The organism is Aeromonas sp. EERV15 (assembly GCF_900079845.1).
In the GTDB taxonomy this organism is placed as follows: Bacteria; Pseudomonadota; Gammaproteobacteria; order Enterobacterales; family Aeromonadaceae; genus Aeromonas; species Aeromonas sobria.
Genome location: NZ_FKKY02000018.1, coordinates 23,451 through 49,022, shown reverse-complemented (window position 1 = coordinate 49,022; position 25,572 = coordinate 23,451). Strand labels below are relative to the sequence as shown.

At 56.4% G+C, this 25,572-nt stretch carries 20 protein-coding genes; 9 read left to right on the top strand and 11 right to left on the bottom strand.

Annotated elements, in window-relative coordinates; translation table 11 throughout:
- Window positions 1-65: 65 nt before the first annotated feature.
- From BN4575_RS15645 to ccoN, 9 genes are all read right to left on the bottom strand, one after another.
- A complete protein-coding gene (locus tag BN4575_RS15645; RefSeq protein WP_042023353.1) occupies window positions 66-821 on the bottom strand; it encodes an FNR family transcription factor in 756 nt (251 codons plus the stop codon).
- 68 nt (window positions 822-889) lie between these two features.
- The gene (locus BN4575_RS15640) at window positions 890-1,576 is read right to left on the bottom strand and encodes a sulfite exporter TauE/SafE family protein (RefSeq protein ID WP_042023357.1); all 687 of its coding nucleotides are present in this window, start codon (window positions 1,574-1,576) and stop codon (window positions 890-892) included.
- A complete protein-coding gene (gene ccoS, locus BN4575_RS15635) occupies window positions 1,560-1,748 on the bottom strand; it encodes a cbb3-type cytochrome oxidase assembly protein CcoS (RefSeq protein WP_068978883.1) in 189 nt (62 codons plus the stop codon). Before ccoS ends, BN4575_RS15640 begins: the two co-directional genes overlap by 17 nt.
- A 139-nt stretch (window positions 1,749-1,887) precedes the next feature.
- Window positions 1,888-4,284, bottom strand: a complete 2,397-nt coding sequence (locus BN4575_RS15630; protein ID WP_068978882.1) for a heavy metal translocating P-type ATPase — start codon at window positions 4,282-4,284, stop codon at window positions 1,888-1,890.
- 86 nt (window positions 4,285-4,370) lie between these two features.
- Complete coding sequence (locus BN4575_RS15625) at window positions 4,371-4,871, bottom strand: FixH family protein (protein WP_256028986.1); 501 nt, start codon at window positions 4,869-4,871, stop codon at window positions 4,371-4,373.
- A gap of 140 nt (window positions 4,872-5,011) precedes the next feature.
- Window positions 5,012-5,995 (bottom strand): cytochrome-c oxidase, cbb3-type subunit III, encoded by a 984-nt coding sequence (gene ccoP, locus BN4575_RS15620; protein ID WP_068978881.1) that lies wholly within the window; start codon window positions 5,993-5,995, stop codon window positions 5,012-5,014.
- On the bottom strand, window positions 5,995-6,174 hold the full coding sequence (locus BN4575_RS15615; protein WP_068978880.1) for a CcoQ/FixQ family Cbb3-type cytochrome c oxidase assembly chaperone: 180 nt from the start codon (window positions 6,172-6,174) through the stop codon (window positions 5,995-5,997). Before BN4575_RS15615 ends, ccoP begins: the two co-directional genes overlap by 1 nt.
- 10 nt (window positions 6,175-6,184) lie before the next feature.
- Window positions 6,185-6,799 (bottom strand): cytochrome-c oxidase, cbb3-type subunit II, encoded by a 615-nt coding sequence (gene ccoO, locus BN4575_RS15610; RefSeq protein ID WP_068978879.1) that lies wholly within the window; start codon window positions 6,797-6,799, stop codon window positions 6,185-6,187.
- Between the two features lie 16 nt (window positions 6,800-6,815).
- Window positions 6,816-8,240, bottom strand: coding sequence for a cytochrome-c oxidase, cbb3-type subunit I (gene ccoN, locus BN4575_RS15605; RefSeq protein WP_068978878.1), 1,425 nt, complete (start codon window positions 8,238-8,240; stop codon window positions 6,816-6,818).
- A gap of 281 nt (window positions 8,241-8,521) precedes the next feature.
- Between ccoN and BN4575_RS15600 the strand changes: the two genes are divergently transcribed.
- The 9 genes from BN4575_RS15600 to BN4575_RS15560 all read left to right on the top strand — a co-directional run bounded on the left by BN4575_RS15600 (window position 8,522) and on the right by BN4575_RS15560 (window position 22,203).
- Window positions 8,522-8,983, top strand: a complete 462-nt coding sequence (locus BN4575_RS15600; protein ID WP_068978877.1) for a hypothetical protein — start codon at window positions 8,522-8,524, stop codon at window positions 8,981-8,983.
- A gap of 98 nt (window positions 8,984-9,081) precedes the next feature.
- Window positions 9,082-9,540 (top strand): GAF domain-containing protein, encoded by a 459-nt coding sequence (locus BN4575_RS15595; protein WP_068978876.1) that lies wholly within the window; start codon window positions 9,082-9,084, stop codon window positions 9,538-9,540.
- Window positions 9,541-9,642: 102 nt separating this feature from the next.
- A complete protein-coding gene (gene proQ / locus BN4575_RS15590; RefSeq protein WP_068978875.1) occupies window positions 9,643-10,287 on the top strand; it encodes an RNA chaperone ProQ in 645 nt (214 codons plus the stop codon).
- 8 nt (window positions 10,288-10,295) lie between these two features.
- Window positions 10,296-12,311 carry a carboxy terminal-processing peptidase gene (gene prc / locus BN4575_RS15585; RefSeq protein WP_068978874.1) on the top strand — a complete coding sequence of 672 codons (2,016 nt, stop codon included), beginning with the start codon at window positions 10,296-10,298 and terminating at the stop codon, window positions 12,309-12,311.
- 143 nt (window positions 12,312-12,454) lie between these two features.
- Complete coding sequence (gene pepN, locus BN4575_RS15580) at window positions 12,455-15,079, top strand: aminopeptidase N (RefSeq protein WP_068978873.1); 2,625 nt, start codon at window positions 12,455-12,457, stop codon at window positions 15,077-15,079.
- 71 nt (window positions 15,080-15,150) lie between these two features.
- A complete protein-coding gene (locus tag BN4575_RS15575) occupies window positions 15,151-15,372 on the top strand; it encodes a DUF2835 domain-containing protein (RefSeq protein WP_042023382.1) in 222 nt (73 codons plus the stop codon).
- Between the two features lie 278 nt (window positions 15,373-15,650).
- The gene (locus BN4575_RS15570; RefSeq protein ID WP_068978872.1) at window positions 15,651-20,489 is read left to right on the top strand and encodes an NAD-glutamate dehydrogenase; all 4,839 of its coding nucleotides are present in this window, start codon (window positions 15,651-15,653) and stop codon (window positions 20,487-20,489) included.
- Window positions 20,490-20,566: 77 nt separating this feature from the next.
- Window positions 20,567-21,577: a quinone-dependent dihydroorotate dehydrogenase gene (pyrD, locus tag BN4575_RS15565; protein ID WP_042023386.1), complete on the top strand. Its 1,011-nt coding sequence runs from the start codon at window positions 20,567-20,569 to the stop codon at window positions 21,575-21,577.
- Between the two features lie 89 nt (window positions 21,578-21,666).
- Window positions 21,667-22,203, top strand: a complete 537-nt coding sequence (locus tag BN4575_RS15560; RefSeq protein ID WP_068978871.1) for a cell division protein ZapC — start codon at window positions 21,667-21,669, stop codon at window positions 22,201-22,203.
- Window positions 22,204-22,622: 419 nt separating this feature from the next.
- Here the strand turns inward: BN4575_RS15560 and BN4575_RS15555 are convergent, their stop codons facing one another.
- Together BN4575_RS15555 and BN4575_RS15550 are read right to left on the bottom strand one after the other, a co-directional pair.
- On the bottom strand, window positions 22,623-24,254 hold the full coding sequence (locus BN4575_RS15555) for a methyl-accepting chemotaxis protein (protein ID WP_068978870.1): 1,632 nt from the start codon (window positions 24,252-24,254) through the stop codon (window positions 22,623-22,625).
- An 84-nt stretch (window positions 24,255-24,338) separates the two neighbouring features.
- Entirely contained in the window at window positions 24,339-25,565 is a 1,227-nt protein-coding gene (locus BN4575_RS15550) for an EAL domain-containing response regulator (RefSeq protein ID WP_068978869.1), read from the bottom strand.
- Between the last annotated feature and the right edge of the window lie 7 nt (window positions 25,566-25,572).

Genomic DNA, 25,572 nt, shown 5'->3' with positions numbered 1-25,572 from the left:
CGGATCACATTCAGGGGAAAGGATCCGGCAGATAAGGAGAAGAAAAGAGGGGAAATGTGGTGAAATCAGCCGCAAGCAGGACGGGTCGCGCCTGCCATCACGCCGAGCGCAACCTGATCGAGTACTGTGATGTATTTGCCTTTGACGCCGATAAGCCCCGATTTTTGGAAACGACCCAGCAGTCGACTGATGGTCTCGACGGTAAGACCCAGATAGTTACCGATGTCGCCGCGAGTCATGGCCAGTCGAAACTCTTTGGCAGAGAAGCCGCGCTCGGAGAAGCGTACCGACAGGTTGTGCAAAAAGGCGGCCAGCCGCTCCTCGGCATTTTTCTTGGAGAGCAGCAGGATCATCTCCTGATCGCCCATTATTTCGTTGCTCATCAGCCGCATGATCTGCTGACGCAGCTTGGGCATTTTGCCAGACAGATCATCGAGTATTTCAAACGGAATTTCGCACACCATGGCCGTTTCCAGCGCCTGGGCGAAGGAGGGATGTGCTTGTCGGTGAATGGCATCGAAACCCACCAGATCCCCTGCCAGATGAAACGCGGTTATCTGCTCATCCCCTTGCTCGGTGATGGTATAAGACTTGATGGTCCCGGAACGAATGGCATAGAGGGATTTGAACTCATCACCGGCCTTGAACAGTTCTTCACCCTTCTGGATCGGCTTTTTACGCTCGATGATGCTATCCAGCTGATCAAGCTCATTCTCGTTCAGGGTAAAGGGGATGCAGAGCTGACTTATGCTGCAATCCTGGCAATGAATTGCACAGCCACCGCTCTGGATACGTCTGCCTGGTTTCTTTTCCGGGATCATAGGCTCATACGAATAATTGATTTATATCAAACAAGTTTACCATCAACTCATCCGTTTTGGATAGGGTTTCAAAAGGAAGCAATGCCAATCCACAGGGTATGCACTCCGAACAAAATGAGCAGCAGGGCACCGCCAAGGCGCAAACTGCGTAATGTCAGCCAGTATCTCAGGCGATCGGCAAGCCCCCCCAGCGCAAACAAGGTGGGCAGGGTACCGAGACCAAAAAAGAGCATGATCAGCGCACCGCCACTGGCCGAACCTGCCGCCGCGCTCCAGGTCAGCATGGAGTAGACCAGCCCGCAGGGCAGCCAGCCCCACACCATGCCAAAGGGCAGCGCCTGCAGCGGTGAGGTGAAGGGGAGAAACTTGCCCGCCAGCGGTTTGATATGGGGCCACAGCCTGGCGCCGAGCCGTTCCAGCAGCAAGATCCCCTGCCACCAGCCCGCCAGATAGAGGCCAAGTGCAATCATCAACAATGCTGCCACGAGGCGTAATCCGGCGATGGCGTGTTTGCCCGCGCCAAGTTCGCTGGTGGTCGCCAGCAGTCCACCCACCAGCGCGCCAGCCATCACATAACTCAGGATCCGGCCGAGGTTGTAGTTGAGCAGATAAGCGAGCCGCCCCCAGAAGTGCTGCTTGTTGGCAGGGATTGCCATGGATAGCGCGGCAGAAACGCCACCGCACATGCCGATACAGTGGGCGGAGCCTGCCAGTCCTACCAGCAGGGCCCCTGCCAGATCAAGGCTGTGAGTCATTGTCAGCAGGCTTTGCGGGTTTGCGTGCGGGTTGATCTTCGTCAAACAGGATATTGGAACCTTGCCGGTCGAGATCTTCAAACTGCTCGGAGCGAATGGCCCAGAAGAAGACGACCCCGGCAATGATCACAAACAGGATGGCGATGGGGATCAGGACAAAAATTATGTTCATGAGAGGTACCCAGGTATTCATCTTTGGCAAGCGTCCCCTATGGTAACCCTGTTCGGGCAGGGGGCCAGCCGCTATCAGTTAGAAATGTGGCCTGCATCGGAGGCAGGCCACATTTGCACCTATTTATCTGACGGTTTGCTTATCGGTTGAGACGCATGGAGTTGGTCACCACGATGAGTGAACTGAGTGACATGCCCGCTGCCGCCAGATAGGGGGGCAGCCAGCCGCAGGCCGCCAACGGTAACACCAGCAGGTTGTAGCCGATGGACCAGCTGAAGTTCTCGATGATGATCTTTCGGGTACGCATTGCCAGCACTCTGGCGCCGAGCAGTCGGCTCAAGTCATCGGCCAGCAGGATGGCATCGGCGCTGTTTTTCGCTAGATCAGTGCCGCCTGCCATGGCGAACGAGGCGTGTGCCCCGGCCAGCACGGGGGCGTCGTTGATGCCATCGCCCACCATGATGCTGATATCTCCTTGGGCTTCACGGGCCTTGAGGTAGGCCAGCTTGCCATCGGGTGAAACCCCCTTGACCAGCTCGTCGACACCCAGCTCGCGGGCAATCTCGTCGGCTTGCAGAGAGCTGTCCCCCGTGAGTACGGTGGTTTGCAGACCGGCCGCCTTGAATGCCGCGATCAGCGCCTTGGCATCGGGGCGCAGGGTATCTTCCAGATTGAAACGGGCCAATACCTGCTGTTCGTCAGCCAGATAGATAGCCAGACCGCGGCCGATCTCTTGCGCCGGATCCAGCCCAAGCCAGCGCGCGCTACCGATGCGGTAGCGTACACCGTTCACCAGAGCCGTGATGCCGTGACCGATGACAGGGCTGATGTCTGTGGTATGGGGCAGCACAGTAACGCTATCGGCGGGCAGCCGGAAGGCGCGGGCAATCGGGTGTTCGGATTGTGCTTCCAGTGCTCTGGCGATGGCGAGGCAATGTGTCTCGTCAACCTCTGCCAATGTGGTGATGCCGGTCAGGCTGATTTCGCCGGTCGTTAACGTGCCGGTCTTGTCCATCACGATCCGGTTGGCTTTGGTCAGAATATCCAGGACATGGCCCCGGCGCAGCAAAACACCATTACGAGTCAGATTGGCGGTGGCGGAGGTCAGTGCCGTCGGGGTGGCCAGCGACAGGGCGCAGGGGCAGGTGGCGACCAGCACGGCGAGGGTGACCCAGAACGCCTGCTCCGGTTGGTGAAAGTGCCAGAAGGTCCAGACCGCCACGGCAATGATCAGCAGTACCAGAATAAAGTGGCGTGACAGCTTATCCGCCATCTGGGCGATGGCCGGTTTGTCGTCAAGGGCATGATCTTGCAGCTGCATGATCTGGGCGATCCGCGACTCTTCGATACGGTGGCTGACCCGGATCTGCAGCGGGGCATCGGTATTGATGGTGCCGGCATAGACCTGATCATCGCGCTGTTTGAGCAGAGGCAGCTGCTCGCCGGTCAGCATGGACTCGTTGAGGCTGGCTTGCCCTTCGACAATGATGCCGTCGGCCGGCAAGGTCGCACCGGCCAGCACCCGTACCCGATCGCCGACTTGCAAGGTCTTGGCCGCCACTTCATGTTCCCCTTCATCATCGATACGGGTCGCCATGATGGGCACCAGCCGTGCCAGGTTGGAGCTCGATTCCGACGCCTTGCGCCGGGCCCGCAACTCGAGAAAACGGCCCAGCAGCAGGAAGAAGACGAACATGGTGATGGAGTCGTAATAGACCTCGCCGGTATTGAACACGGTGGCCCACATGGAGGCGACAAAAGCACCGATCAGCGCCAGCGACACCGATACATCCATCGACAGATGACCCTGTTTCAGGCTACGCCAGGCATTGATGTAAAAGGGCTGGGCCGAGTAGATCATGATGGGGGTGGAGAGCAACAGGCTGATCCACTTGAAGTAGACCATGAACTCCTCTTCGACGCTGATGAAAAGATCCATGTAGAGGGCCACAGCGCACATCATCACCTGCATCGAGCCCAGTCCTGCCAGTGCCAACCGGAACATGTAGCTGCGCACCTCTTTGGCGTAGAGCGCTTCCTGTTGATGGGCCTGAAACGGGTAGGCACGATAGCCAATCTGGGCGAAGCCCTTGAGGATGTCGCTGAGAGACAGCTGGGCGGGATCCCATTTGATGCGAGCGCGATGGGTGGTGGTGTTGACGTTGATATAGCGCAGGCCACTTAACGTCATCAGGTGGCGCTCGATAAGCCAGGCACAGGCGGCGCAGGTGAGCCCCTCAACCGTCAGCTGGATTTCGCGGATTGTCTGGCTACCAGTGCCGCTGTCGGTGACAAACTCCTGCTGTATCTCGGCCAGATCGTAGTGGCTGAGGGCGGCCAGCTCCTCGGGCACCAGATCTCCCCTGGTGCCGGGGGCTGTGCGGTGATCGTAGTAACTGGCGAGACCGCACTCCATGATGGTTTCCGCCACAGCCTGACAACCGGGGCAGCACATGGGGCGGACTATCCCCTTGATCTCCAGCGCATAGTGACTATTGGCGGGTACTGGCTCACTACAATGGAAGCAAGAGGTCATGGTTTATGGCCCCCTGAATGAAGAATGCGAGCAGCAGGGTCGATGGCAAGCACCGGCTCGCCACAGTGAGAACAGCCGGTCATGGCTTAGCGTCCTTTCGGATCGAGTTCGACAGGTGACTGGGTTGGCAGTTGTACCGTCTCTTGCAAGCGCCACTGGTGATCGAAGGCATCGACCCGGATATGCCATTTTCCAACCAGCGGTTTGTCGAAATGGAAGCGATAGGTGCCACTGGCATCGGCGGTGATCAGGTGTTCGCTATCCTGTCCGGCCAAAGTCGGGTGGAACAATGAGAGATAAAGAGCTTGCCCGGCGGGAATATCGCCGCTGATGGGTTTGAGAGTCAGCTCGTGACCGTCAACCTGCAGCCCAAAGCGGATATTGAGGGCTTCGGAGCGGTCAAACTTGCTCAAGTCCTGATTGATCTCTTTCCCTTGTTTGTAATAGTCCTCGGCCACCAGATTGACGCCATCTTTACTGGCAATAATGGCGGTGGCGATGCCTGCGATCACCGCTGTGCTTGGCAGGGCGATGATAAACCAGGGCCAGAATTGGCGATACCATGGCTTGATGATGGGCTGGGTCATGATTGCTACTACCGTGAAACGAATGATTAACGTGGAAGATGGTGTTTACGCAACACAAGATAACAAAAAGCCTCGAGTAGTCGAGGCTTTTTGCTGTGTAATCACGTGTTTATCACATGTTACATCTTTATGGGCGAACCTTATTTGGCAGACTGCTGATGAGACAGACTGTAAACGTAGGAGGCCAGCAGGTGGACCTTATCCTCACCCAGAATGTCTTTCCAGGCAGGCATCACGCCTTGGCGACCGTGGGTGATAGTTTGTACCACCACTTCGCGGGAACCACCGTAGAGCCAGGTGTTGTTGGTCAGGTCTGGTGCACCGACGGCGATACCCCCCTTGGCATCGGCCCCGTGGCAGGCAGCGCAGATGGTAAAGCGGGCTTCACCTTTCTTCGCTTCCACCAGGTCGACCTTGCGACCGGAGAGGCTCAGCACATAGGATGCTACTTCTTGCACGCCATCCTTGCCGAGGATTTCACCCCAGGCAGCCATTATCCCCTGACGACCGCCCATGATGGTGGTCTTGATATTATCCGGCTGACCGCCCCATTGCCATTCGCTGTCGGTCAGGTTCGGGAAACCGCGACCACCACGGGCATCGGAGCCGTGACACTGGGAACAGTTCTGCAGGAACAGACGCTGGCCCACTTTGAGTGCCTCCGGATCCTTGGCGATCTCGGTGATCTCCTTGTAGGTCTTGCCATCGGCCTGATAGGTGAGCTCACGGAACTTGGCGCCGTAGATCTCGTCAGCCTTGGCCACTTCACGGTCATACTCCACCGCACGACCTTCACTCTTGGCTGATTCATTTGCCGATTTGGACTCTGCCAGCGAACGTACATCCTGGTTGGAGCTCTGCCAGCCCAGCACGCCCTTCCAGTTGCCCAGTCCCGGGAAGGCGACTAGATAAATCAGACCGGTGACGATGAAAAAGAGGAACATATAGGTCCACCATTTGGGCAGTGGGTTATTCAGTTCTTCAATTCCGTCGAAGCTGTGTCCCATGGACTTGCCTTCTTCGACACCCATTTTGTCCTTGAGGCACCACACCAACAGGATCACACAACCCAGAATGGTTCCCAGGGTTATGACGGTTACAAAAATGCTAAACAGAGTGCTCATTATTGCTTCGCTCCTGCGTTCTTGTTATCAGCACCGGGTTGCTCATCATCGGCAAAAACCAGATTGGCAGCCTCGTCGAAAGAGGTCTTGCGGCGTTTGCTATAGGCCCAGACGATGATGCCAATCATGATGGCCATCAACAGCAGGGTATAGAGACCGCGAAATGTGCCGTAGTCCATCATCGCCTCCTTATTTCAGGGCATGACCCAGTGATTGCAGATAAGCCACCAGTGCATCCAGCTCGGTCTTGCCCTTGACGGCATCAGTAGCACCCTGGATGTCGGCATCGCTATAAGGCACGCCGAAGTGATCGCGAAACAGCGCCAGTTTCTTGCCCGTCAACTCGCCGGTCAGCACTGTGGTATCAAGCCAGGGATAACCGGGCATATTGGACTCTGGCACCACATCGCGCGGATTGATCAAGTGAGCGCGATGCCAGTCATCAGAGTAACGTCCGCCCACCCGGGCCAGGTCTGGACCAGTACGCTTGGAGCCCCACAGGAAGGGGTGCTCCCAGACGCTTTCACCGGCCACAGAGTAGTGACCGTAACGTTCGGTTTCAGCGCGGAACGGACGGATCATCTGGCTGTGGCAGTTGGTGCAGCCTTCGCGGATGAAGACATCGCGTCCTTCCATCTGCAGTGCGGTATAGGGCTTGAGGCCCTCAACCGGCTCGGTGGTCTGCTTTTGGAAGAACAGCGGGGTAATTTCAACCAGGCCTCCCAGACTGATGGCGAAAATGATGCCGACCACCAGCAATGGGACGTTCTTTTCAAAGATCTCGTGACGGTTATTGTTGCTCATGCTTGGACCTCTGCATTCAGGCTGGCTGGGCCACAGGTTCCAGGGAACCTTTGGGGGCGGTGATAGTGCGATAAGCGTTGTAGGCCATCAGCAACATGCCGGTGACGAAGAAGCAGCCACCCAGGAAGCGCACAAAGTAGAAGGGGTAGGATGCCTCAAGGGCCTCAACGAAGCTGTAGGTCAAGGTGCCATCCTCGTTGACCGCACGCCACATCAGCCCCTGCATCACACCGGAAATCCACATGGCAACGATGTAGAGCACTGTGCCCACGGTCGCCAACCAGAAGTGCACGTTGATCAGGCGAACGCTATACATACGCCCCTGCTCAAACAGGTTCGGGATCAGATGGTAAACCGCACCGATAGAGACCATGGCAACCCAACCCAGCGCACCGGAGTGAACATGGCCTACGGTCCAGTCGGTGTAGTGGGAGAGGGCATTGACGGTTTTGATCGCCATCATCGGGCCTTCGAAGGTTGACATGCCGTAGAACGACAGTGACACGATCAGGAAGCGCAGGATGGGGTCATAACGCAGTTTGTGCCAGGCACCGGAGAGGGTCATGATGCCGTTGATCATGCCGCCCCAGGAGGGTACGAACAGGATCAGGGACATCACCATGCCCAGAGACTGAGCCCAGTCAGGCAGCGCGGTGTAGTGCAGGTGATGGGGACCGGCCCAGATATAGAGGGAGATCAGTGCCCAGAAGTGCACGATTGAGAGGCGATAGGAGTAAACCGGACGGCCCGCCTGTTTGGGCACGAAGTAGTACATCATGCCAAGGAAGCCGGCAGTCAGCAGAAAGCCCACCGCGTTATGGCCGTACCACCACTGCACCATGGCATCCATTGCGCCGGAGTACATGGAGTAGGACTTGGTCATGCTGAGGGGCACAGACATGCTGTTGACGATATGCAGCACGGCCACCGTGATGATAAAGGCGCCAAAGAACCAGTTCGCCACATAGATGTGGGAGGTGTTACGTGTCATCAGGGTGCCGAAGAACACAATGGCATAAGCAACCCAGACCAGGGTAATGGCGATATCAATCGGCCACTCCAGCTCGGCATACTCCTTGCCACCAGTCATGCCTAGCGGCAGGGTAATGGCTGCAGAAATGATGATCGCCTGCCAGCCCCAGAACACGAAGGAGGCGAGACGGCCACCGAACAGCCTGGTTTGACAGGTGCGTTGCACTACATAGAAGGAGGTGGCCATCAGTGCGCTGACGCCAAAGGCGAAGATCACTGCGTTGGTGTGGAGGGGCCGCAGGCGACTGTAGGTCAGCCAGGGAGTCTCGAAGTTGAGGGCAGGCCAGATCAACTGGGCTGCGATCAGTACGCCAACCGACATGCCGACAATTCCCCAGACAATCGTCATGACGGTAAACTGGCGAACAACGGTGTAGTTGTACTCAGGGTGGTTTGTTGTATGGCTCATCGTTATATTCCGCTTCCGATGCTGCTGTTGTTTGGTTTTGTATCCGGACAACCGGACTGGCTTCATTGAACTACCGCCCACGCTTGTTAACACCTGTTAACGAAAGGAAAAGCAAAAGATAGTTAAATGAAAACTTCATGGGAATGATACTGAACTGACAGGTAAAATAACAGTATAAACAGTGATATATTTGGCTCCGCTGTGCCCCGTTTTCAGGGCTCTTTACCTTGTCCAAGATCACAAAAATACTATTTTTATTACACCTTATCGGGGCTGTTTGAATGAAAGAGAAATTGAGTGCACGTAAAGTATTCCACCTCTCACTGGTGCTGGCACTACTGTTGGCGCTGGTGGCCTATCGCACCTGGTTTTCGGTTGATAACAGTGCAACGGTTGATCAGATAAAAGATCAAATTTGTGATCTTTCCCACAGCAGTTGCAGCGAATTGATTGGTGGCAAGTCGTTGACCGCGGCGATTAGTGAGTTACCGGTACGTGCAGAACAGGACTTTATCGTGCGCCTGACAGGTGGTGATCCGGCCATCAAGCCGGTAAAAGCCTGGCTCGAAGGCAGAGATATGTTTATGGGCACCATTCCGGTGAATTTTGAACAAATAGCTGGGGGATGGCAGGGCACCACCCTGGTGGGGAGTTGCACCTCTTCCATGATGGTATGGCTACTCAATATTGAATGGAGCAATGGACAACGTCAGCAATTAGTGCTGTCAGTGGCGCGGGAATAACGCCACCGTGGCGGATGGTTACCGTGAAAAAATATTTGAAATTTTCCTGTCAGGCGTTACCTTGCCTGCAAGCCACAGGGAGTGAAATCGATTTAATCATGATTGAAAAAACACAGTTTTACCGCACCTTCAACCGGCAAGCCAAGGCGCTGCTTGAGGGGGAAACCGATCTGATTGCCAATTTGGCCAACCTGTCAGCGCTACTTGGACAGGAACTGACCGATATCAACTGGGTTGGTTTTTATCTGTTGCAAGGGGACACCCTGGTGTTGGGACCATTTCAGGGCAAACCGGCCTGCGTGCGCATTCCGGTCGGTCGTGGTGTATGTGGTACTGCAGTCGCAGAGGGCAAGACCCAGCTGGTGGACGATGTGCATCAGTTCGACGGGCATATTGCCTGTGACGGGGCCAGTAATGCTGAAATTGTCATTCCGGTGCGCCGTGCTGGCGAGATCATCGGGGTGCTGGATATCGATAGTCCGATTTTTAACCGTTTCGACCAGCAAGACCGGATTGGACTCGAAGAAACAGTACAAATTTTGGAAAGCATGCTTTAAGTCATTGCTAGATGGTTCGCAAAAGGCCCCAAGCTCTCTATAATGGGGCCTTTGTTGTGCTCGGGTTATGCCCGTGCGTTTATATGAAAGCCAAGGTTATACATGGAAAACACTGAGAAGCTGAAGAACAGTAAAGAGATCGTTGCCTACCTGGTCGAGAAATTCCCGGCCTGCTTCGTTGCTGAAGGAGAGGCCAAGCCGCTCAAGATTGGCATCTTCCAGGATTTGGCCGAGCGTCTTGCTGACGATGCCAGAGTCTCCAAGACCATGCTGCGTTCTGCACTGCGTCAATACACCTCCAGCTGGCGCTATCTGCACGGCCTCAAAGCTGGCCAGGCTCGTGTAGACCTGGACGGTAACCCGGGTGAAGTGCTGACCGAAGAGCACATCGAGCATGCCAAGCAAGCGCTCAAAGAAAGCAAAGAGCGTGTGTTTGCCAGCCGTCGCACCAACACCAAAGAGAAAGAGAAGGACGAAAAGGCCAAAAAGCCCCGCCGTCCTGCTGCGCGTAAAGCTGAAAAAGCTGACGTAGCTGCCAAGCCGAAGGTTGAAGCTAAAGCGCCGGTAGCAGAAGCGCCGCTGGTCAAAGTGGATGCCGCTACGCTGAAAGTTGGGCAGGATGTACGTGTCGTCATGGGCAGGTTCCCGGTTCCGGCAACTATCAAGGAAGTGACCAAGGATGATGTGCAGGTCCAACTGCAGACTGGCATGATGGTGCGGGTCAAATCAGAGCACTTGGTTCTCTAAGGAGACAAATGTTGAAGCATGGCGTAATTCGTTTTTCCCTCGTTGCCTGTAGCCTGGCGCTTGCCGGGCTTGCACAGGCCATCGAGCCGGTGCTCAAGGAGAGTGATTTGCCTGTGTTGGCTCAAGAGAGCCAACATGCTACGGCCAGCAAGCGAATTGCCAATCTGTTTACCCGCTCGCACTACAAACAGTTCAAGCTGGATGATGCCTTTTCCTCCGTTGTTTTCGACAAATATCTGGAGAATCTGGACTACAGCCGCAATCTGTTTTTGGCCTCTGACATCAGCCGTTTTGACAAATACCGTAACGGTTTTGACACCGACCTCGAAAGAGGCCGTCTGGCACCTGCCTACGAGATGTTCAACCTGAGTCAGCAACGGCGTTATGAGCGGTTCGAATACGCCCTCAAACTGCTTGATACTCCTTTTGATTTTACCCAGACCGACAACTATCAGTTTGATCGGGAAGGGGCGGCTTGGCCCAAGGACGAAGGCGAACTCAATGAGTTGTGGCGCCAACGGGTCAAGTTCGATGCCCTGAGCCTCAAGCTCAGTGGCAAGGAGTGGCCCGAGATCAAGGAGCTGCTTGGCAAGCGTTACAACAACGCCATCAAGCGGATGTCCCAGACCGAGAGCGAGGATGTGTTCCAGCTCTTCATGAACTCCTTCGCTCGCGCCATCGAACCGCATACCAGTTATCTCTCTCCGCGTAATGCCGATCGTTTCAACACCGAGATGAACCTCTCGCTGGAAGGCATTGGTGCCGTATTGCAGGCCGAAGATGACTTTACCGTCATCCGCTCCCTGGTGCCCGGTGGTCCGGCTGCCAAATCTACCCATCTCAAGGCCGATGACAAGATCACCGGTGTTGGTCAGGAAGATGGCAAGATTGTCGATGTGATTGGCTGGCGTCTTGATGACGTGGTCGAGCTCATCAAAGGGCCGAAAGGGAGCAAGGTGAAGCTGGAGATCCAGCGTGGCAAAGGTGCTGCACTCAAAACCGAGCAGGTCGAGCTGATCCGCGACAAGGTGCGCCTCGAAGATCGTGCGGCCAAGTCAAAGGTAGTCACTGCCGAAGGCAAGAAGATCGGTGTCATCGAGATCCCCAGCTTCTACGTCAATCTCCACGACGACGTGATCAAGGAGCTCTCCAGCCTCAACAAGCAAAAGATCGATGGTCTGATCATCGATCTGCGCGGTAATGGCGGTGGTGCCCTCACCGAAGCCTCTGCCTTGAGCGGGCTGTTCTTCGCCAGCGGTCCCGTGGTGCAAATTCGTGATCACATGGGCCGTATCACGGTCAATGGCGATGACGATGGCAACGTCTACTACGGCGGCCCCATGTCGGTGATGATCGACCGTTACAGCGCTTCGGCGTCCGAGATCTTTGCTGCGGCCATGCAAGATTATGGCCGCGCCCTGATCCTGGGTGAAAACTCGTTCGGCAAGGGCACGGTGCAACAGCATCGCAGCCTCGCTAAGGTCTATGACTTCTACGAGCAGCCGCTGGGCCACGTGCAATACACCATCGCCAAGTTCTACCGGATCGACGGTGGCAGCACCCAGAACAAGGGCGTGGCGCCGGATATCAGCTTCCCGACGCCGGTTGCCCCGCAAGAGACGGGTGAAAGCCGCGAGTTCAATGCGTTGCCGTGGGACAAGATTGCCTCCGCCAACTACCAGAGGCTCGGTAACTTCACCAGTCAGCTGCCCAAACTGCAGTCGGCTCATGAGGCCCGGATCGCCAAGGATCCTGAATTTGCTTATGTTATGCAGGACATCGCTGACTACAAGGAGGAGAAAGACAAGAAGTCGGTCTCCCTCAACGAGGCGGAGCGTGTTGCAGAGCAGGCGAAACAGGATGAGAAAGCGCTCAAGCGCACCAACGAGCGTCTTGCTCGTCTTGGCAAGCCGGCGGTGAAGAGTCTGGATGAACTGCCCGCGGATTTTGAAGCGCCCGATGAGTATCTCATCGAAGCGGCCAACATCACGGCGGATCTGGTCAAGTCCAGTAAGCGCAGCTGAACAAACTAACATAATGAACAAGGGCGACTCCGGTCGCCCTTTCTTTTTGTCTGGCATATCTGACGATATGCAAATTGTTTGACCCCGCCAGTTGGTTGTGACAGCCTCTTTCTCGCCTTTAACAAGCGTGGAAGCAGACAATAATGACCGATCACTCCCAGGCCATGACGGCCAAATATCGCCAGGATTATCAGGCGCCGCTCTACTGGATCGACACCCTCGACCTCGATTTCCAACTGCAGGAGCCGCTGACCCAGGTCACCGCCATCACCCGCATTCGCCGCAACGGTGAGCATAATGCGCCGCTGGTACTCGATGGCGAGCAGCTGACCCTGAAAAGCGTTGCCATTGATGGCATTCCCTGTGACCACTACGAGCAAGGCGAGAGCAGCCTGACCCTGTTCAACCTGCCTGCCGAATGTGTGCTGACTATCGTCACCCTGCTGGATCCGGCCGCCAACACCGCGCTGGAAGGGCTCTACAAGTCTGGCGATGCCTACTGCACCCAGTGTGAAGCGGAAGGATTCCGCCGCATTACCTATTATCTGGACCGCCCCGACATTCTGGCGCGTTACAGCACCCGCATTACCGCCGACAAAGCTCAGTTCCCCTTCCTGCTTTCTAACGGCAACAAGGTCGACAGTGGTGAGCTCGATGGTGGTCGCCACTTCGTGCAGTGGCAGGATCCTTTCCCCAAACCGAGCTACCTGTTTGCGTTGGTCGCCGGTGATTTCGATGTGGAGCGCAGCCACTACACCACCAAGAGCGGTCGCAAGGTGGCCCTCGAGATCTTCGTCGACAAGGGCAACCTCGACCGCGCCGGTTTTGCCATGGAGAGCCTCATCAACTCCATGGGCTGGGACGAGCAGCGTTTCGGCCTCGAGTATGATCTCGACATCTACATGATCGTCGCGGTGGACTTCTTCAACATGGGCGCCATGGAGAACAAGGGGCTCAACATCTTCAACTCCAAGTTCGTGCTGGCCAATCCTGCCACTGCCACCGACAGCGACTACCACGGTATCGAACGGGTGATCGGTCACGAATATTTCCACAACTGGACCGGCAACCGCGTCACCTGTCGCGACTGGTTCCAGCTCAGCCTGAAAGAGGGGCTGACGGTGTTCCGGGATCAGGAGTTCTCCTCCGATCTGGGCTCCCGTGGCGTCAATCGCATCAACAACGTGCGTACCGTGCGTGGCCCGCAGTTTGCCGAAGATGCCGGCCCCATGGCGCACCCGATCCGCCCGGATGTGGTGATCGAGATGAACAACTTCTACACCCTGACCGTCTACGAGAAGGGGTCGGAAGTGATCCGCATGATGCACACCCTGCTGGGTGAAGATGCCTTCCAGGCCGGTATGCGTCTCTACTTCGAGCGTCACGACGGCTCGGCCGCTACCTGCGATGATTTCGTGCAGGCGATGGAGGATGCTTCCGGTGTCGATCTCGGCCGTTTCCGCCGCTGGTACAGCCAGTCCGGCACGCCGGAGCTGACCGTCACTGACGAGTACGATGCCGCCAGCGGTATCTATCGCCTCCATGTGAGCCAGCACACCCCACCGACCCAGGATCAGCCGCAGAAGCTGCCGCTGCATATCCCCCTCGACATCGAGCTCTATGACCAACAAGGTGCCGTCATTGCGCTGCAATATCAGGGCAAGGCCATCGGCAACGTGCTCGACGTGCTGGAAGCAGAGCAGACCTTCGAATTCGATCAGGTGCCGGTCAAGCCGGTTCCCTCCCTGCTGCGGGACTTCTCCGCGCCGGTCAAGCTGCACTATGACTACAGCGATGAAGCGCTCGCCTTCCTGATGCGCTTTGCCCGCAACGAGTTTGCCCGCTGGGATGCCGCCCAGATGCTGATCAACAAGGCGGTCATCGAAGGGGTGGCACGGGTACAGCACGGGCAGGGGGTTGAGCTCTCCCAGACCCTGCTGGCAGCCTTTGTCGCCATTTTGGACGACAGCGATCTGGATTTGGCCCTCAAGGCGGAGCTGCTGGCGCTGCCCGGTGAGGCAACCTTGGCCGAGCTGTTCGAGGTGGCTGATATCGACGCCATCCATCAGGTGCGCGACGCGATCCACATCCGTCTTGCCGAGGCCTTTGGCGCGCGGCTGGCGGCTATCTACCAGAGCCTGCGTCTGAGCGGTTATCAGGTGGTGCACGCCGACATGGCCAAGCGGGCCCTCAAAGGGGTGGTGCTCGGCTATCTGGCGGCACTGGACTCTGAGCATGCCGATGCGCTGGTGCGCGAGCAGTATGCAACTGCCGACAACATGACCGATACCCTGACAGCGTTGCAGGTGGCCAACGGCTATCTGTTGCCATGCCGCGCCGCGCTGCTGGCCGATTTTGAGGGCAAGTGGGCCAAGGATGGACTGGTGCTGGACAACTGGCTGCGGCTGATTGGCAGCAAACCCGCCGCTGATGTGCTCGGCGAAGTGAAACAGGCGATGAGTCACCCCACCTTTAGCATTCGTAACCCGAACCGGCTGCGGGCGCTGATCGGCAGCTTCGCCATGAGCAATCAGGTGCAGTTCCATGCGGTGGATGGCAGCGGTTACCGCTTCCTGACCGATCTGCTGATCGAGCTCAACGAGGTCAATCCGCAGGTGGCATCCCGCCTCATCACGCCGCTGATCCAGTTCAAGCGACTGGATGAGGCGCGCAAGGCCCTTATTCGCGCCGAGCTGACCCGTCTTGCCAACCTTGAGGGGCTGGCACGGGATCTGTTCGAGAAGGTAAGCAAGGCACTGCAGCAGTAAGTACCGACGGGGCAGGGGCGTGAACGCGCCTGCCCCTCATTGTGTGATTTACCGTGTGATCAGGAGCAAGCGTGAAGCAGTTTACTTTCCGGCTCTCATTGAGCAGCGACGAGGTGATGCTGATGTATCAGGGCCATGCCAAACGGCTGGTGGTGCGCAGCGAACAGGGGCTGACCCTGGAACTTGGCATAGAAAAAATACGGCCCTTTGTCGCCATTAATGGTGTTCATGGCTACTTTCGGCTGAAAACTCAGGATGATTACCGCTTTATCAGTCTCGAACGCATAAATTAACAAAAATCGAACAGATTACCGACTGTTTATCTGCTTTGCGTCACTATCTATCCGGTAAACTGGCACAAAGGTAGTGGGAATTTCTGTATTTTTGGTTATTTACAAAATTTCTCACAGTTTAAGCCGTGATCTGTACCTTGTTTTTAACATCTCGTTAGCACCTGTCCTCGCCTTCCCTTATCCAAGCCATTACACTTCGCAACAACTCTGCACCAGCGGGTAACCAGGGTGGTTGCCTCTGCGTCGGTGGTTAATGTCGTCCGATAAGGAATATAAAAATGGCATTGAAAGACGCCCCTACCTCAGTTCTGCTCGAAAACGTTCTCAGCCTGATCCATCAGAAGTTGCCCAAAAACAGTGCCTCGCTGGTCGAGCGCTTCGTTGCCAAGTTCTACGGCAACATGGCGAGCTCCGACCTGCACGATCGCAATGACAGCGATCTCTACGGTGCGGCCCTGAGCCTGTGGAATGCCCTCAATCAGCGTACCGGCACCGACCCCTACATCCGGGTCTACAATCCCGAGCTGACCCGTCACGGCTGGCAATCGCCCCATACCATCGTCGAGGTGATCCTGCAGGATTCGCCCTTCCTGGTGGACTCCATCCGGATGGCGCTCAAGCGGCTCAATATCACCGCTCACATGATGCTGCACCAACCGCTGCACCTTATTCGTGGCGCAGATGGCAAGATTGGCGCCATTCTCGAGCTCGACAACACCGACGGGCAGACCTCGGTTGAAACGGCATTCCTTATCGAGATCGACCACCTCACTAGCGAGGAGCAGATGGCCGCGCTGGCTGCCGAGCTCAACTCGGTAGCCGGTGAAGTGGCGCTGGCGGTCGGCGACTGGCAGCCGATGCTGGCCAAGCTCAATGAGATCATCGACGAGTTGCCCAAACGCAAGAGCCCGGTGAGCAAGGAGGAGGTGGCCTCCTGCGTCGCTTTCCTCAAATGGGTGGCTGCCCACAACTTTACTCTGATGGGCTATCGCCGCTACGACGTCAAGGCGGTGGAGGGGGATCACGAGATCCTGCCGCAGGCCAGCTCCAGCTTGGGTCTGATGAAGAACTCTATTAAGGAGGTGGGCCAGCGCCTTGGCAACATGCCTGCCAGCGCCCGTCACGCTGCCCTGAGCTCCGATCTGCTGATCCTCACCAAATCCAACAGCAAGTCCCGGGTACACCGTCCGGCCTATGTGGATTACATCGGCATCAAGCGCTTCGACGAGCATGGCAAGGTGATCGGGGAAGATCGCTTCATCGGCCTCTACGCCTCTTCCATCTACAACACCAGCGCGACCCAGATCCCGCTCATCAGCCATCGGCTGGAGCGCATCATGGCCGCCTCCGGTCACGAGAAGGGCTCCCACGCCTACAAGGCACTGCTCAACGTGCTGGAAACCTATCCCCGCGATGAGCTGATCCAGGCTCGCGAAGAGGAGCTGCTGGCCACTGGTCTCGGCGTGCTGGAGATGCAGGAGCGGGACATGCTGCGGCTGTTCGTGCGTCGTGATGTCTACGGTCGCTTCTTCTCTTGCATGGTCTATGTCACCAAGGAGCGCTACAACACGGCGCTGCGGATCAAGACCCAGCAAATTTTGCAGAAATATTTTGGCAGCAACGAAGAGGTGGAGTTCAACGTCTACTTCACCGAGGGCGTGCTGGCGCGGACCCACTACATAGTGCGGGTCAACAACAACAACGTGGATGTTGATGTGAACGAAGTACAGAACAACCTGATTGAAGCGGCTCGCAGCTGGGATGACCGACTCGACTCCGTGCTGCTCTCCCACTATGGCGAGGCCCGTGGCAACGAGCTGCGCCGCCGTTTCTGCACAGCGTTCCCCCGCGCCTATAAGGAAGATGTGCTGCCGGGCTCTGCCGTGGCCGACATCATGGCGCTCGATAACCTGAGCGAAGTCGAGCCACTCGGTATGCTGTTCTACCGCGCCCAGGAAGAGGAGAACGACCGTCGGGTACGGCTCAAGCTGTTCCATCGCACCGAGCCCATTCACCTCTCCGACGTGCTGCCGATGCTGGAGAACATGGGGCTGCGGGTGATCGGCGAGACCCCGTATCAGGTTCGCACCCCGAGCGGCGATCTGTTCTGGATCCTCGACTTCTCCATGCTGCTGCGTGGTGAGCAGCCCTTTGATCTGGCCCAGAGCCAGCAGCGCTTCCAGCAGGCGTTTGCTGCCATCTGGAACAAACAGCTGGAAGATGACGGCTTCAACCGGTTGGTACTGGGGGCAGGTCTCACTGGCCGTCAGGTCTCAGTGTTGCGCGCCTATGCCAAATACATGCGCCAGACCGGCGTCTCCTTCAGCCAGTCCTATATCGAAGAGACCCTGACCCGTTATCCCGATATCGCCCAGCTGCTGTTTACCCTGTTCGAGCAGCGCCTCGACCCCGCAGGCAAACAGGACGCCAAGGCAGAAGCCAAGCTGCACGAGGAGCTTGCTGCCAAACTGGATCAGGTGGCCAACCTCGATGACGATCGTATCATTCGCCGCTATGTAGAGATGATCGACGCCACTCTGCGCACCAACTACTACCAGCTGGACAAAGCGGGCAACATCAAGCCCTACATCTCCTTCAAGCTGGCCCCCTCCAGCATCACCGACATGCCGCTGCCGCTGCCGAAGTTCGAGATCTTCGTCTACTCGCCTCGGGTGGAAGGGGTACATCTGCGCTGGGGCAAGGTAGCCCGTGGCGGCCTGCGCTGGTCCGATCGCAAGGAGGACTTCCGCACCGAGGTGCTGGGTCTGGTGAAGGCACAGCAGGTGAAGAACACTGTCATCGTGCCGGTGGGGGCCAAGGGCGGTTTCTACTGCAAGCAGATGCCGGTGGGGGCAGCCCGCGCCGTCATTCAGGAGGAGGGCAAGGCCTGTTATCGCCTGTTTATTCGCGGCCTGCTCGATGTGACCGACAACATCATCGGCGGCGAGGTGATCCCGCCGACATCCGTGGTGCGTCACGACGAGGATGACTACTACCTGGTGGTCGCCGCCGACAAGGGCACGGCGACCTTCTCCGACATCGCCAACGAGATCAGCCTCGAATACGGTCACTGGCTCGGCGATGCGTTCGCCTCCGGCGGCTCGGTCGGTTACGACCACAAGAAGATGGGGATCACCGCCCGCGGCGCTTGGGAGTCGGTCAAGCGGCATTTTCGCGAGATTGGCGTCAACTGCCAGACCACCGATTTTACCTGCGTCGGGATCGGTGACATGGCGGGGGACGTGTTTGGCAACGGCCTGCTGCTCTCCGAGCACACCCGGCTGGTGGGCGCCTTCAACCACATGCACATCTTCATCGACCCGACCCCAAATGCGGCTAGCAGTTTTGTCGAGCGGCAGCGGCTGTTCGATCTGCCGGGCTCCAGCTGGGATGATTACAACCGCGAGCTGATATCACAAGGGGGCGGCATCTTCCTGCGCTCTGCCAAGTCCATCAAGCTCAGCCCCGAGATCCAGACCCTGCTTGGCAGCGACAAGGCCAGCATGGCGCCGAACGAGCTGATCAAGGCGCTGCTCTGCCTCAACGTCGATCTGCTGTGGAACGGTGGCATCGGCACCTATGTGAAGAGCGCTCGCGAGAGCGATGGGGAAGTCGGGGATCGCAGCAACGACGCGCTGCGGGTCAATGGCCGTGATCTGCGGGCCCGCATCGTGGGCGAGGGTGGCAACCTGGGCTTTACCCAGCTGGGTCGGGTGGAGTTCGCCAGTCAGGGCGGTCGCATCAACACCGACTTTACCGACAACGTGGGCGGGGTGGATTGCTCCGACAACGAGGTGAACATCAAGATCCTGCTCAACCAATTGGTGACAGCAGGGGATCTGACCCTCAAGCAGCGTAATCAGATGCTCTACGAGATGACTGACGACGTGGCGCAGATCGTCATCACCAACGCCTACCGCCAGTCCCAGTCCATCTCGGTCACCAGCTTCCGAGGCACCGAGCAACTCAAAGAGCAGCAACGCTTTATTCAGGGGCTGGAGCGGGAAGGCAAGCTGGACCGTGCGCTGGAGTTCTTGCCCTCTGATGAGGAGCTCTCCGAGCGGATGGCGGCAGGGCAGGGGCTGACCCGACCCGAACTGGCGGTGCTGGTGGCCTACGGCAAGATGGTACTGAAAGAGCAGCTCAACTGCCCGGAAGTGACCGACGAGCCCTTCCTCGCCAACATGCTGGTCACCAGCTTCCCGGCCAAGGTGCAGCAGCAATTTGGTGCCCAGCTGGCCGATCACCCATTGCGCGGTGAGATCATCGCCACCCGGGTGGCCAACATGCTGGTCAACGACATGGGGCTCAACTTTGCCAGCCGGATGAAGGACGAGACCGGTGCCTCGGTGGCGGAAGTAGCCTGCTGCTTCGCCATGGCCCGCGAAGTGTTTGGCATGAACCCCCTGTGGCGCGATATCGAAGGGTGCGACAACCTGGTGGATGCCCAGACCCAACTTGAGCTGATGTTCTACAGCCGCCGCATCGTGCGCCGGGCTACCCGCTGGTTCCTGCGCGCCCGCAATCGCAGCTGGAGCATCAGTGAGAACATCGCCTTCTTCCGTCCGGCGTTCGAGACCTTAGGGAAGCACCTCTACGAGGTGATGGATGAGAGCGAAGTGGCCGAGCATCGTCAGGCTGTTGCCAAATGGATGGAGAAACAGGTGCCCGAGGCCATTGCCCGTCAGGTCGCCCATATGAGTAGCCTCTTCTCCTGCCTTGATTTGGCGCAGATTGCGGCGGAGCACCAGATCGACATCCTGCTTGCAGCCAATGTCTACTATCGCCTCGGGGCCAAACTGGATCTGCACTGGTTCCTCGACCAGATCAATCATCAGCCGGTCGGCAACCACTGGCAGGCGATGGCGCGGGCCTCCTTCCGCGAAGATCTGGACTGGCAGCAACGCAGTCTCACTTCTGTGGTACTGGAAGGGTGCAAAGATCAGGGAGAATGCGCTACCATACTGGCCGACTGGATTTCGGAGCATGAGCAACTCTTGTCCCGTTGGACCCATATGTTGGCCGACTTCAAGACCACCAGTACCCACGAGTTCGCCAAGTTCTCGGTGGCCTTGCGAGAGTTGAATCTGCTCCAGTTGAATTGCCGGGCACTTTAATTGCCAGATTAAGGCATCACACCGGCATTACACCCAAAGCCCCGGCCAGTTGCCGGGGCTTTCTTTAAGGAGCAAAGATGTTGTACCCCATCGCCAGGCATTTCCTGTTCAAGCTCAATCCGGAACAGGCTCACGATCTCTCCATGAAATATTTGCCCCGTCTTCTCGGTACGCCACTCGATTGTTTCTTCCGCCAGAATTTGCCGAAACGCCCCGTCACTGTCATGGGGCTTTCTTTTGCCAATCCGCTGGGGTTGGCGGCGGGTCTGGATAAAGATGGTGAGTGCATAGACGCGCTGGGCGCCATGGGATTTGGCTTTATCGAGGTAGGTACTGTCACCCCCAAACCCCAGAGCGGCAATGACAAGCCTCGCCTGTTCCGGGTTATTCCGGCAGAGGGGATCATCAACCGGATGGGATTCAACAACAAGGGGGTGGATCATCTGGTGGCCAAGGTGAAAGAGGCCAAATATCAGGGGGTGATCGGCATTAATATCGGCAAGAACAAAGATACCCCCATCGAGCAGGGCAAGGATGATTACCTGATCTGCATGGACAAGGTTTATGATCACGCCGGTTATATTGCCGTCAATATCTCTTCCCCCAACACCCCGGGGTTGCGTTCGCTGCAATATGGCGAGGCGCTGGATGAATTGCTGGCCGCCCTCAAGGTGCGTCAGCAAGAGCTGGCCGCCCAATATAAAAAGTATGTGCCGCTGGCGGTTAAAATTGCCCCGGATTTAAGCCTTGAAGAAATAGACCAGGTCGCCGCTTCGCTGGTGCGTAATGGCATCGATGGGGTTATCGCCACCAATACCACCCTCGAGCGCGAGATGATTTATGACATGCCCCATGCCGGTGAAGCGGGTGGCCTGAGTGGTCGTCCGCTGCAACACAAGAGCACCGAGGTGATCCGTCATCTGGCCAAGGCGCTAAATGGTGCGCTGCCAATTATCGGGGTGGGCGGTATTGATAGTGCCATGGCTGCCCGTGAAAAATTGGCCGCCGGTGCCAGTCTGGTGCAAATTTATAGCGGTTTTATTTTTAAAGGACCGGGTCTGGTCAAAGAGATCGTGACCAATATATAAGAAATAGGGTGGAGCCCTTTATTTGATGTTGCTGATTTTATCGACATGGAATAAAGTCGATAGACGAAATTTCAAGCAAGGGCTCCAACATGTTTATCCAACCGACCGATAGCTGGAAATGGCACTATGATGCCCAGAGTGACCGTCTGATGTTGGACCTGTCCGATAACATGTTATTTGCTACCGAGTATAAAGGGCGACAATTGGTGCCCAGCTCCTTTGCTACCCAGCCTTTTTGTGTCGATGATGCCGCCCTCTATTATCAGTTGATGGATAAAGCCGCCGAACTTGATTGGAGTATTCCCCATCAGGTGCAACTGGTACTCAATGCCATCGCTGTCAGTCGTTTTTATAAACCCCTGATGCCACAAAGCTGGTTTTTTAGTGAACAGCATCCGCAGGTGATCCCGCAAAACGGTGATCTGGTCTGGATGAATACACCGCACGGCAACGGGGAATTTATGGTCATTGAAGCAGGGGAGCAGGCCAGCGTCTGTTTGAACCTCACTGCCGATCTGGTATTGACCACCAGCAAAGCCCTGCCCCGTTTCGGGGTGATCAAGGTGATGAATAACCGGATGAAACCGCGTATTACCGTGACCGAGCAATATCGTCAGGTCAGTTGATCCCGCATTCTATTAACCCGCTTGCCATTATCGTGGGCGATGCTTACCTCCTTGTTTGAAGACTGTCTGGTTTACCGTTTTGATTGCCATGTGATTTATCTGGTTTGCTAGAGCCCCCGCACCTTCTGTTGATCCTCTCTCAGTTTGTCATTTCTCACCATTTTCCCAACACAGCAGCGTGCCTTCCTCGTCATAAATGCAGCAAAAAAAAGTGGCGGGATATTATTCCCGCCACAACCATTGTCACTCACAATTTTCAGACTGGAGAGTACTGAAACCAGAGTATTGAAACCAAAGTACTGAATATGCTACTTGAACCAATGCGACTTGAATTAACGGAACCTGAACCAACGGAACGTAAATCGATGAGGCTGATTGAACAGACCACAAACCTGTCGGTTTGTGGTCTGTCTGCTTGCTTAGACCTTGAAGAAGCGGATCCCCTGATCCAGCTGCTGAATGATGTCGGTGAGCTGGGAGGCATCGTGGTTGACGCTCTCGGCCGCTGCCACGTTCTCCACTGACATCTGGGTGATCTCTTCAACGGATTGGGCAATCAGCTGGCTGGCTGCGGCCTGTTCATGGAGCATGGAGCTGATCTCCTGAATCAGTCCGACCACCTTGCGTGAACTCTGATCGACCTGAGCCATGGTGTTGCTGGAGTGATCCGTGGTCTCCCGCACGGTATCCATGCTGTCGGCGCAGGTATTCATCCCTTTCACCGCGCCAGTCGCCCCTTGCTGGATCGACTGCAGCATCTCGTTGATCTCCTGGGTTGCTTGCGTGGTACGGGCGGCCAGGGTGCGAACCTCATCCGCCACCACCGCAAAGCCACGCCCCATGTCACCGGCGCGGGCCGCTTCAATGGCGGCGTTCAGCGCCAGCAGGTTGGTCTGGTCGGCAACCCCCTGGATCATCACCGAGATCTGGCTGATCCGGGTGATGTCATCAAACAGTCCCTGAACTTGCTTGGCGGAGTCATTGACCGCGGCGGTTACCCGCACCACCTCTTGGGAGGCGCGCTTGACCTGCACTTCCCCTGCGTGGGCAATCTCGCCAGACTCCATGACCACGGTATTGGCCTGATTGGCGAAGGAGGAGAGCTGGGAGACCGAGGTGGTCAACTCTTCCACCGAGGCGGCGGTATTGGCGGTAGCCAGCGACTGTTGCTGGGAACTGGTGTTGACTTGCTGCGCGGCGGCGACCAGCTGAGAGGAGCTGGCCGTGAGCCCTTCGGCGGCATGCTGCATGGTGGAGACGATATCGCGCAGACTGCGGCGCGCGTTGATCATCGAGAGCTGCATCTGGGTCAGTTCATCATTGCCATCCGAGTTATCTTTCGCAGTGAGATAACCGGCAGCCAGTTGTTTGATCTCTTCCATGATGCTGGCCAGCGGCTGGTTGATGCTGTTACTCAGCAGCCAACCCAGCAGCAGGGAGAAGATGACGGAAATGGTGAGAATGGTGTAGGTCGTGGCAGTGAGGCCAGCCACGATCACATCACTGTCGTTATAGGCTTTGGTGCCCAGTTGTTCATTGATATCCACCAGCTTGCTGAGCATGTCGTCGACCATCTGAAAACTGGCCGCCGCTTCGCCTTTCATCAATTTGACGGCGGTATCGTTGTCATTGGCATAGCTGGCGGCCATGGCTTTTTTGGCGGCCGCTTTATAGAGGGGCCAGGTGCGGTCAACTTCTGTCAATGCGGCTTTCTCTGGATCGGTCAACTCGGTGGCGCGATATTTATTGAGCAACGCCTGCATTGTTTGCTCGTGGTCATCTATTTCACGGCCAATGTTGTCCATCCCGGCCTGGGTGGGTTCGATAACATAATCAAACAGTGAGCGGTTATGGTAGATCGCCTGCATATTGGCGTTGGCAATATCCTTGATGGGCGTCAAATTGTTGAGATACATGCTATTGAGCATGTCATTGACGACGGCTGTATTTTGTTTGCCATATATCCCCACCCCGATCAGGATAAGGTTCACCAGTAAAAATGAGATTATCAATCGCACTTTAATGGAAAACTGACGGATTAGATTGTTCATAGATAGCCTCATGCTAATTGTTAGCGTTCCTTGCAGTGATAAAGCGACTGCTTTTGTACTATTTCCCCCAGTCAGGGGACAAATTCAATATGGTCTGGCTGGTGAGGTTGATCTGGCTTGCCATTCGGCAAACCAGTTTTCAATTTGGTCCAGTGGCAGAGGGCGACTGATGTAATAGCCTTGTGCCAATTCGCAGCCCAGCAGGGCCAGCTGTTGCCAGTCCTCTTCGCTCTCAATCCCTTCAGCCACAGTTTTAAGCCCCAGTTTTTGGCTCATCACGATCGCTGAGGTCAATATAGCCAACTTCTTGGGGCTGGTATGGGCATCGTGGACAAACTCTTTATCAATCTTGATCTCGGTAAAGGGACAGCGAGATAACTGCTTCATGGAGGAGTAACCCGTCCCATAATCGTCCATGGCGACGCCAAATCCCCGTAATCTCAGCCGTGCCAGCGTGCCCAACGACATGGCCAGATTTGACATCACCGTGGTTTCGGTTACTTCGATAATGATGGCGTTGCAGGGCAGTTGATGCTCCTGAACAATATTGACCATGTTCTCGACCAATTTATCGGTGGTCAGCAGGGTGACCGGCATATTAATGGAACAGCTGATGGGAGCAGGCAGGGTACTTAATCTATTCAGTGCCTCGCAGGTGGCATGTAAAAATAGATAGAAAAAGTCCAGCGCCAATTGCCCCTGTTCCAGATGATGGACAAAACAGAGCGGCGGGAGCACCCCGTGTTCAGGGTGACGCCAGCGAACCAGCGCTTCAAAACCGTAGAGACTGGAGTCCACCATGGCGATCTTGGGCTGCAGAAAGGGGACCAACTGGCCATTATCCAGTGCCTGCTGTACATCCTCCACGGTAAAGCTGAGTTGCATCCAGTTGTTGCTTTTGCGGTGTTTCAAGGGATCGCAATGCTGGAGTATGCCGTACAAATCACTTTTCCTCAGTGGCTTGGCCAGCACCCCGATCACTTCCAGCGTGCCGGCATCGGCGATGGAGTGGATCACGTCCAGTACATCCCGATCGACGGCGCTCATGACCGCGATAAACATCTGGTAGTTGGTCTGTTTTTCCAGCTGGCTGATGAGTTCCACCCCATCCATGCCGGGCATATTGAGGTCGGTGAGTAGCAGATCCACATGGTCGATTTGCAGCAGTTTGTTGAGGGCTTCCTGGCCATCGCTGGCAACATGGATCTGGCCAAAGCCCAGCTCCTGCAACAGGCAAGTCACTTCGTATTGCTGGGTGCGAGAGTCATCGACCACCAGGGCACAGCGGCCCTGCCATTGCGCTAATGACATAGTTAAT